This window comes from Lacrimispora sp. 210928-DFI.3.58 (assembly GCF_020554865.1).
GTDB lineage: Bacteria > Bacillota > Clostridia > Lachnospirales > Lachnospiraceae > Enterocloster.
Genome location: NZ_JAJCIC010000068.1, coordinates 1 through 10098, shown reverse-complemented (window position 1 = coordinate 10098; position 10098 = coordinate 1). Strand labels below are relative to the sequence as shown.

At 44.1% G+C, this 10098-nt stretch carries 10 protein-coding genes and 2 pseudogenes; 1 reads left to right on the top strand and 11 read right to left on the bottom strand.

Translation table 11 applies throughout. The annotated features are described in order from the left end of the window. Positions 1-87: 87 nt before the first annotated feature. Positions 88-1482: a sodium-dependent transporter gene (locus LIZ87_RS21380; RefSeq protein ID WP_227149147.1), complete on the bottom strand. Its 1395-nt coding sequence runs from the start codon at positions 1480-1482 to the stop codon at positions 88-90. Between the two features lie 214 nt (positions 1483-1696). Between LIZ87_RS21380 and LIZ87_RS21375 the strand changes: the two genes are divergently transcribed. Further along, complete coding sequence (locus LIZ87_RS21375) at positions 1697-2425, top strand: helix-turn-helix domain-containing protein (protein ID WP_178313148.1); 729 nt, start codon at positions 1697-1699, stop codon at positions 2423-2425. Positions 2426-2519: 94 nt separating this feature from the next. Here LIZ87_RS21375 and LIZ87_RS21370 read toward each other — a convergent pair whose 3' ends face one another. The 10 genes and pseudogenes from LIZ87_RS21370 to LIZ87_RS22635 form a co-directional block, all read right to left on the bottom strand. Further along, entirely contained in the window at positions 2520-3377 is an 858-nt protein-coding gene (locus LIZ87_RS21370) for an AraC family transcriptional regulator (protein WP_178313149.1), read from the bottom strand. 105 nt (positions 3378-3482) lie between these two features. Then, on the bottom strand, positions 3483-4034 hold the full coding sequence (locus tag LIZ87_RS21365; protein WP_178313150.1) for a ClbS/DfsB family four-helix bundle protein: 552 nt from the start codon (positions 4032-4034) through the stop codon (positions 3483-3485). Between the two features lie 18 nt (positions 4035-4052). Next, positions 4053-4961 carry a helix-turn-helix transcriptional regulator gene (locus tag LIZ87_RS21360; RefSeq protein ID WP_227149146.1) on the bottom strand — a complete coding sequence of 303 codons (909 nt, stop codon included), beginning with the start codon at positions 4959-4961 and terminating at the stop codon, positions 4053-4055. 66 nt (positions 4962-5027) lie between these two features. Further along, positions 5028-5198, bottom strand: a pseudogene (locus LIZ87_RS21355) (carboxymuconolactone decarboxylase family protein); the annotation flags it as partial. 37 nt (positions 5199-5235) lie between these two features. Continuing rightward, positions 5236-5403 (bottom strand): annotated as a pseudogene (locus LIZ87_RS22965) (flavodoxin); the annotation flags it as partial. A gap of 238 nt (positions 5404-5641) precedes the next feature. Next, the gene (locus LIZ87_RS21345) at positions 5642-7180 is read right to left on the bottom strand and encodes a hypothetical protein (protein WP_227149145.1); all 1539 of its coding nucleotides are present in this window, start codon (positions 7178-7180) and stop codon (positions 5642-5644) included. Between the two features lie 123 nt (positions 7181-7303). Beyond that, a complete protein-coding gene (locus LIZ87_RS21340) occupies positions 7304-8188 on the bottom strand; it encodes a recombinase family protein (protein ID WP_330664738.1) in 885 nt (294 codons plus the stop codon). Positions 8189-8224: 36 nt separating this feature from the next. Next, positions 8225-8623: a recombinase family protein gene (locus LIZ87_RS22770; protein WP_330664737.1), complete on the bottom strand. Its 399-nt coding sequence runs from the start codon at positions 8621-8623 to the stop codon at positions 8225-8227. Further along, entirely contained in the window at positions 8586-9419 is an 834-nt protein-coding gene (locus tag LIZ87_RS21335; RefSeq protein WP_319638605.1) for a recombinase family protein, read from the bottom strand. The genes LIZ87_RS22770 and LIZ87_RS21335 overlap by 38 nt, the downstream gene beginning before the upstream one ends. A gap of 71 nt (positions 9420-9490) precedes the next feature. After that, positions 9491-9730: a recombinase family protein gene (locus LIZ87_RS22635; RefSeq protein ID WP_319638604.1), complete on the bottom strand. Its 240-nt coding sequence runs from the start codon at positions 9728-9730 to the stop codon at positions 9491-9493. Positions 9731-10098 lie beyond the last annotated feature (368 nt).

Genomic DNA, 10098 nt, shown 5'->3' with positions numbered 1-10098 from the left:
TTCGGAAAAATCAGGTGTCTTAGTGCTTCTTATGTCCGAAACCGGAGCGCCAGCCACCCTCCCGGCAGCCGTCTGAACTGTTGTTTCTTATGAAAGCAGCCCTGTTGACTGCAAAAACAAAACTCCCATCATCACCGGCGCAATATACCGTATCATAAATGCATACAGCCCCTTTCTCCCGAATGTATGCCCGCTGGACTCCATTTCGTCAATGATCCACTGGGGCTTTACGATCCAGCCGATGAAAATACAGGTCAAAAAGGAGATAAAGGGCATCAGGAAGCTGTTGCTGATGTAATCCATCAGGTCCAAAAGCTGGGCTGTCTGACCGTTGGGCAGGGGCAGTTCAAAATAGAAGATGCTGTAGCCAAGACAAATAATGGCAGCTGCCACAGCGTAGATCCCGCCGATCACCATGCTCATCCTCTTTCGTGTCTGTCCGAACAGTTCCATGCAGTTTGCAACTAAAGTCTCCATGATGGAGATGCATGAGGTCAGGGCGGCGAAGGCTACCATGACAAAGAACACAAAGCCGATGACCGTTCCGGCCGCTCCCATCTCCACAAACACCTTTGGAAGGGACACGAACATCAGGCTGGGACCGGAGGCCATTCCCTCTGTCCCGGAAAACACAAACACGGCAGGGATGATCATAAGCCCTGCCAGGAATGCCACCCCTGTGTCAAAGATCTCAATCTGGCCCACGGAGCGGCTTAGGTTCACGTCATCCTTCACGTAGGAGCCATATGTGATCATGATCCCCATGGATACGCTTAAGGAGAAGAACAGCTGGCTCATGGCATCCAGGAGGATCCCTAAGAAGCGTCTGAAGGTGATCCCATCAAAGCTTGGAAGGATGTATACGGCTGCTCCCTGAAGTCCTGTACGTGTCACGCCATTTTCATCCGTATAGCTCAATGTCAGGGAAAACAGCGCGATCCCGATGATCAGAAAGATCAGTCCCGGCATGATCAGTTTTGAAAAACGCTCGATCCCCTTTTCCACACCGCAGTAGACTACAAAGGAGGTGAGCGCCAAAAACACCAGCATAAAAAATACCGGCGAAACCTCTGACGTGATAAAGGAGGTAAAATATCCGTCCTCTGCAGCGGCCCTGCTGCCTCCTGTCAGATAGACCACAATATATTTTGTTACCCAGCCGCCAATGACAGAATAGTATGTCATGATCAGTGCCGGTACAAGGAAGGTGAGATATCCCAAAAATTTCCATTTCTCCCGGATAGCCCCGAATGCCTTCAGCGCATTCTTTTTCGTCCTGCGCCCTAATGCAATATCCGTTGTCAGCAGCGTAAAGCCAAAGGTCAGCACCAGGATCAGGTAAAGCAGAAGGAACAACCCTCCTCCGTCCTTTGCTGCCAGATAAGGAAACCTCCATATATTTCCCACGCCTACAGCACTCCCCGCTGCTGCCAGCACAAATCCAATGGAGCTGCTGAAGCCCCCGCGTTTCTTCTTATCCATAACTCCTCCATATTTCCCCATTATTTTCTCTAAACCTTCCCTATTCTATCAGACATTTTCCAAAATGCAAAAACAGAGATGTCTCTTTAAACGAACGTTTTCTCTCAAAAATGTTTCTTTACAATAGATTTTCTTTCAATAAACGTGTATAATATATCTGCTGTGGCCTTCATTTTAAGGCACAGGATATTTTTACGAAATCAGGTAGTATACAATGAATGAGATAAGCAGACATATCGGCGATAAGATCCGCATGTACCGCAAGGTCCGGGGCATGACCTTAAAGCAGCTGGCGGACATCATCCACAAAAGCCGCGCCACGGTCAGCAAATATGAGACAGGCGAGATCACCTTGGACGTAGAGACCCTCTTTGAGATCAGCCAGGCCCTGCACGTGAATCTGAACCAGCTGACAGACTACCAGCCCCCTCTTGCTCTGCCTGAGCCGCTGCTTCCGGGCGTGACCAGAAAAAGCCCCTTTTTTGAGGCAAGAAGGCTGTATTTTTACTTTTATGACGGGCGGTACAAGCGCTTAAAGGACGGTATCATCGATATATACGAACAAAAAGAGAAGCCCGGCGATTACGAGGCTTCTCTGTCCATCAGCGCGGTCACTCCCACCGGAAGGAGCAGCGAGGTCTACTATTCGGGAAAGGTCATATACAGCGATATGCTCATCCGCTTTTCCTTTGTAAACCAGTGCAATACCCTGGAGGAGGATCTTCTCTATATTTTCAATCCATTGGAGATACGCGACTCCACCTGCGGCCTCCTCTGCGGCATCTCCAGCGCAGACCTGATGCCCTGCGCCTTCAAATGCCTGGTATCTCTGACGCCCAGGGAGCATACTGATGCTTTTAAGGAACAGCTTCTGATCAATAAGCATGATATACGGAAATGGCAGAAATTGAATATGTTTTTGGTAGATAACAGGGAGGTCTAGGTAAGCAGCCTTACAGACAGCCAGGCCGCTGATTCCCATAAACATGCTGCCCGCAACTGGCTGTGGGCAGCATGTTTATGCGGGTATCCAGATACTATTTCTGCTTTACCGGAATCCAGATCTCACAGTAGTAATCCTCGTCCATGATACCCTTCGCATATTTTGCCGCATTATCGTAATATTCCACACAATATCCTGCAGCAAACTCATATTCCTTCAGTGCAGGAAGCCACTCAGAAAAGATCTTTGTGTTCACGTCCTGCAGAGCCTCCGGCATGGCGCCTCTGCATGGGAATACGGCCCAGGTAAAGGATGGAATGGTCTTCACAACAAAGCCTTCCGGCACCTCTCCTGCAGGATCATAGGGATCCGCGATCAAATACTCAAAAGAATTTTGCTTCATTTTCTCATCAATATTGATCCCGTAAACCCCCATCACGTTTTTCCCTTTGCCCTCTTTAAAATGCTCCTGCCAAAACTGAGGAACCGTGTTCTTCGCTCCTTCATAGGCAAAGACCTTTGCATTTGCAATCACTGTAAATGCTTCCTTTTTTTCCATTCTGTAATCCATGAGATATCCTCCTTCTAATGATAGTTTGATCTTCAGCGGTGCAAAGGATTTGAGCGTCACCTGCTCCTTCCTCGCCCGTAAAGGGGTAACTCCATGGAATCTGGTAAATGCTTTGGCAAAGCTGTCGGGAGAATCATATCCATACTTCAGCGCGATATCGATCACCTTTCCATTGCCTGAAGCAAGTTCACTGCCAGCCAGAGCCAGACGGCGGTTCCTGATATATTCCCCAAGAGTAAACCCGCAGAGCATCGCAAAGCCTTTTTGAAAATAGAACGGTGATATATTGACCTGTTTTGCGATCTCCTCTGCAGACAATTCCTCTGTAATATGGTCCTCCACATACTGAACCGCTTCTCCTACAGCCTCCACCCAGCCCATGATCCGTTACCTCCTTTCGCTGTGATCACAGTCTATCATCTATCTTCTCATATTTCCCGATCTTTTCTGTCATGTTTTGTCTGAAGGACATCAAAAAGCGGATCGCTATTTCCCCTGCATGTTCCTGCAGTTTTTTTGATGCGCCTTGATCTTTTTTATGGCCCAGTCATAATGGCTGGAGGTACTGCTCACAAAATAAGACCCCAATGTCGTACCGCCCACAGCCGGAAATGCTTTTATTAAGAACAGTCCTTCATTGGAAAAGCTGCGGATCCTCTTCAAAACCTCTGCATGGGATCCGCCAAGCAATCTCCTGGCTTCCTCAAGGCTTGTCCCCTGATGCTTCTTCCAAAACATCTGATTCATGGATGCAATGGTTCTCCAGGTGTACAGTTTCGGCAAAAACGGCATATGATTGCCACTGGAATTTTCATCCACAAACCGAATCATAAGCTGATGCCATTCATATAAGTGAACAAGCACATCCCTTACATTCTTATCCCGTTTCCAGTGGGCTTCCTTCTTTTTCTCATCTTTGCTGAAATCAAAGGGCGTGTTCCACTCTGTTTCACTAAGGGAATCGATCAGCTGATTCATTTTCTCATAATTTTCATCTGCTGCTTTTAACAGATCTTCTCTGTTCCGCGGTCTTGGCATCCTATTCTCCCCTCCTTATCAGTCCTTGTAAATCCCGGTCACATTTTCCGCAATTTCAAGGAGCTCCTGCCGTATCTTCTCCGGTTCCAGCACGCGGGCCTGGTCCCGGAATGTCAGTATCCAGTTGATCAGGCTTTCCTCATCCGTATATTCCCTTTCAAACAGCAGGCTTCCATCCCCCTGCATTTCAAAGCAGTCCGGCCCAAATTCCTCCACCAGCCGCCATCTCACCTCAGGCTGAAAGATCACCTTTACCCTGATCTTTCCCGGAAATATGTTTTCATTGGACAGATCCGGCACCGGGAATGTCCGCACCTCATATTTGGCCTCAGATACATGGAGCGCATCCATACGGTTCAGCTTGAACATCCGTAAATCTTCTCTTTTACGGCACCATCCCCATACATACCAGCTGGCCCATTTGAAGATCAGATAATAGGGCTCGATCTCCCTGCTGCTTTCTCCCTTTGGTGCATAATACCGGAAAGAGATCAGCCGTCTCTCTTCAATCGCTGTCTGTATCATTTCAATCTTAGGTGCCAGCGAATCCTTATACCAGGAGGACAAATCGATCAGGATGGAGTCGCGGCCGCTTACAAGACCGGACGAGCCTGCCTTTATCTTCTCCATAAGCTGCCCGTAATAATGGCTCCCGCTCACACTGTCCAAGCTCCGAAGCCCCGCCAGGATCACCTGCATATCCTTTGAAGTCAGCAGCGTCCTGTCCATCCGGTAGCCTTCCATAATACAGATACCGCCTCCGGCCCCCTGTACCGTGGTGACCGGGATCCCCGCCCTGCACAGATCTTCGATATCCCTGTTTATCGTTCTCCGCGATACCTCAAACTTCTTTGCCAGTTCCGGCGCAGTAACCTTTTCTTCCTGCAATAATACGGAAAGTATTCCGATCAATCTGTCTATCTTCATACGAACTCCTTACGCCTGTCATTATAGCACGGCAAACACGACAACTATATGTCATGTTTATTCTATCATTTTTTCATCCGTTATCCCGGAAGACATTAATGCCACCACTGTTATGATACTTTTTGTCTTAAGATCAATATCCTGATTATTCCAGTTCTCACCGAAAAGAACATCATCATTATAATGTGCAAATTCTCCAAGCGCACTTCTTCCTGCTGTTTGTACAATTCTTTCCATTTTATCCACCTTCTTCACGAATTTTAACCATTATTTTTCAAATATGTTTCACCCACTCTTCAATCTCCTGTTTCGCAGCCTTGTTGAACACTCTGCCTTCCTTTATCATTGTATCTTCAACTGATGGCTTAAGCTCACTTACTGTATTTCCAAATCCACTTCCACCGGAAGTTGCAAATAATACGATTTTTTTGTCCGAAAAGTCATCCTTTTACATATAACGCCAAAACAGCCGCCAATGCTTTACACATCAGCAGCTATCGCTATAGGCATAGTGTATTAAATTAGTTATTTCTCCTGATCCTTAATCATGTAGTAATCTTCCATATCCAGACTCAATTTTATATAAGTATCAGATTTTGATTTTCGGTTGCTCAAGAGGCACACAGTCTCCACATGCGGTGAAAGTTATTTCTTATACTAAATAGCGAAACTATTACCTTTTACGAAAAGGTATATGCAACTTGTAATGGTCTATATCTTTCAACCGTATCGTAACTGTGTATTGTCTTTTGTCCAATTACATCATTAAAAAGCGCGCCATAATGAGGATGTTCGCCAGCTATCCGTTCTGCATAATGCTTTTGGTAACCGTGAACAAATCTATGCATTTTTTCTGTTTCACTCTTTCGGATTGTCATATAAATCAATGTACACATATCTAACAACAACTCAATTGAAAAAATCTCTGCATCAGTTGTGTCCTTGAATATACTTCTATAATTTCCATGTGCAATTTTATTACGAATAATATTATTGAAATAGTACATAAAGTATTCAACAACTTCTGTATAAATCTCGTCTCCTATATCTAGCAAATATTGTATCTTTTCTTGTAATACTGCACTGGTATACATCTCTAATTTTGTGAAGCGCCTAAATGTTGTACTATCCATCAAATAATCCGCAAACATTCCTTCAATCTGTATAGGAACAACATGATTAAACATCTCAAAATCACTATTTTCGTATAAATCTAAACATTTATTCAGTATATCCCTCCGATTCCTTAAGCAAACGCTTTCCTCAATCATTGTTATAACTTCTTCGAAGAGTGCATAGTCAGATATAAATTTCTTTAAAGTCTCAAGATAAGCCTCTCTATCTACTTCTTTCTGAGAATTCAGGGTATCTATCGCCGGAACCTTACTTATGTATTCTTGATATTCGCTTATGCGTTCTTCATCTGTTTTTGTGTATGAAGTCATATACAAGTTTTTCCGAGCTTTTTCACCTATAACATATATTTTGATTTTAAAGAACAACGCATACGGTCTGTCCAAATCATCTTCAATAATTTCTATAATACTTCGATATGATGAAAACTCCATTTCTGCATTGAATATCGTATCTGTAGATAAATACAACGCCTTCTTCCTTAACTTACTGTCAATTTCATCTGAGGATTGGCAATTACAAAATTCTGATAAGGATTTCTGCAAGTGTTGCTTTTCAAATTGAATAATCGCTTTTCTTGTCCTAAGAGAATTACATTTTTTTGCACATGTAAGTACATCTGTTTCATCAGTACTTAAATCTCTCATTAAATAGTATGTAGATTTTTTTCTTTGCAAATCTTTCATTCGATTATGAGTCGTTTGTAAGTTTTGATTAATCTGCTGAATTTCAAAATCTATTCTTGAAACCAGATTCGCATACCTTGTTCCAATCAACTCACCATACTGCTCTTTTACCGCTTTAAGTTGCTCCTTTGGTAATTTTTCAATCCGCAGAATTTTGCAACAACCTATATAATAATCATCCATACTTTCAAATTTTAAATTCTTGGGAGCTATTGTACAAATGACTGCTTTCACAAGAGTATCTCTTGCATTATCTACATCTAACAATTTATCAAAATAATATTTACCCAACTGTATTAGTGATGTCTGCACAAAAATATCAGGTTCAATACTTTTTCCAAGAATATCTACCAAATATAAGTGAATCTTCCTGCAAATTTTATTTTCTTCTTCTGTCATTTTTTACCTCGACCTTGTATTTTATTCAGATTTATTCTACCACACCACTTCAACTTTTACTATCTGAAAAAGAGCAAGAAAAAAAGCCGATCAGGAATCGAAACTCCCAATCGGCCTCTTTTCTTACTCCTCTTCATTTTTACATTCAATCTCGGTTCCGTCCAGGAACACCACCAGCAGCGTCCCATCCTCAAAGACCTTGATATGATCCAGCGTTTTCAGCATAAAGTCCGTATCCATCTCCGTCAAAGGCTGCGCCCCATCCGTGTACTCTATGAACGTCTCTGCCCGGTAACCTTCCAGCAGATTCTCACTCTGCATCTGTTCCTTCCAACGCTCCATAAAAGCCTCCCGGTTCTCTACCAGGGCATTCCATGCCATCAGATAAGCCTTTACCAGCGTTTCTTCCTCCACGTGGCGGTTGGAGCAGCCCATAACACCTTTTACTTTGTAACGCTCACTGCACTGCCATATTTTCCGGTCAAATCCCGTACTACTTCGCCAGCCTTTCCTTGCAAAAACTTTATTGCAGTTCCCGCAAACTATTTTGGAAGCGAATGGGTTGCTTTCGGGCCGGTGGGAATAAGAGTTTGTCCCATGCTCTTCCAGGTATTTTCTCCGGCGCTCTATTTCAAGCTGTACGCACTCCCAAATCCGCTTTGGAATAATTGCTTCGTGGTCATCCCCCACATGAAACATCTGGATTTCTCCTTTGTTCTGTGTCCGCTTCTTCGTTAAGAAGTCTACCGTATAGCTTTTCTGCAGCAGGGCATCGCCTTTGTATTTTTCATTCTCAAGCATACTCATTAAGGTTGTGGCTTGCCACTTTGTGCCGCCATCCCAATTTTTGATTCCTTCCCTTTCAAATATCCGCTTGATATAGTCCGCTGTTTTTCCATCCAGGAATTCCTGATACAGCCGCACCACAATCGGTGCCTGCTTTCTGTTGATGACCAGCTTGCCGCTGCTCTCATCCGCATCGTAACCGAGGAACCTCTTGGTACTCATTTTATGCTTCCCCGTTTCAAACCGCCTGCGGATTCCTCATGTACAATTCTCTGAAATGGAGCGGCTCTCATCCTGCGCCAGCGAGGAAAGGATCGTCAACAGCACTTCGCCCTTCGCATCGAGGGTATTGATATTTTCTTTTTCAAAGATAATCCCAATCCCTAAGTTCTTCAGCTCCCTCACATAATTCAGGCAGTCCAATGTATTCCTTGCAAACCGGGAAATGGATTTGGTAATAATCATGTCAATTTTTCCCGCTCTGCAATCAGCGATCATGCGGTTGAATTCATCCCTCTTTTTCGTGTTGGTGCCGGAAATACCTTCATCCGCATAGGTTCCTGCATATTCGTACAAAGGATTTTCACTGATATAGTTCGTATAATAATTGACCTGGTTCTCATAACTTAATAACTGTTCTTCTTGGTCTGTTGACACCCTGCAGTACGCCGCCATTTTCAGTTTCTGCACTGTCTGTGCTGTTCCTGATTCCGCAGTCGAAATCTGTCTTGCGGGTATAACCGTAATGCTTCTTGCCATTTTGAATTACCTCCTCAATTACTGTCGGTTCCGTGATATTCAATCCTGCAAGATCGGCATCATCGATGCGGATGCCCCTGCAGGCTTTCTTTCCTTTTTCAATGCAGGTGCTGCACAGCCATTGAATTTTCTTGTTGTAAACCTGCCGTCTGCGGAGTGTTTTTCCACAGAATGGACAGATCAGCTTTCCGCTTAATGGATAACGATTCTGAAATTTCTTTGTGCCGTCCTGCCCAATGTTCCTTTCCTTTTTCCGGTACTCTCTCATTTCCTGAACCTGTTCCCAAAGCTCCGGTGAAACAATCGGCTCATGATTTTCAGAAATGTAATAACTCTGTACCTCACCCCGGTTTCTACGGGTCACATTTCGCCGCGTGGGAGGCGTGTAATATTTCTGCAAATGGAAATCGCCTTTATATTTCTCATTGGAAAGCATCCCGCCAATCGTTCCGCTCTCCCACTGGCTGTCCGTCATGGTTTTGACACCGAGATAGTTCAGCAGATCAGAAAGTCTGCTGCATCCGATATTCATCAGATAAAGGTCAAACAGCAGCCTGACGATTTCCGCTTCTTTCCGGTTCACTACCAAATCCTCGTATTCGTTTTTGTCATATCCGCAAAAGCGTGTGGTATTAATCATCACTTCGCCACGCTCAAATTTCTTTTTTATGGACCATTTATTGTTCTCACTCATGCTCCTGCTTTCTTCCTGCGCAAAAGAAGCGAGGACGGCAAGCATCATCTCGCCGTCCCCTGAAAGAGTGTTTATATTCTGTTCTTCAAAAAAATACCGACACCCAGTTCTTTCAGTTCTCTTGCGAACTTCAGAACGGTGACGGTATTTCTTGCAAACCTCGATATGGATTTTGTAATGATAAGATCAAGTTCGCCCACCCTTGCCCGTTCCAGCATTTTCTGAAACTGCGGGCGGTTTTCACAGTAGCCGAAGATACCCTGATCTGCATATACCCCGGCAAACTCATATTCCGGATTTCCTTTGATCAATCTCTCATAGGTTGCTGTCTAATTTTCCAGCGAATCTTCCTGTCTCCGGCTGTCTGTGGAGGCTCTGGCATAAGCACATACCCGCTTCTTTCTTACCGCAAATGCCGGAACCTTATTAATAATCTTTACCTGCATATATCATCACGTCCTTCAAAATACTCCTGCATAAACTGCTGTATTCTTTCATAAATGCTCTGCGCATCCTCATCCCATCAATGTACAGCACTTCCACGTTGTTCTCGCTACAAGTCGCCATGAATTCCGGATGGCAGCAATTGGTGATTGGAGTAATAGAGGAATATAACTGAGAGAACGATAACGTATAATTAGTTTCGCAAATTCAATTTCATAAAAATAGACATGGTCTA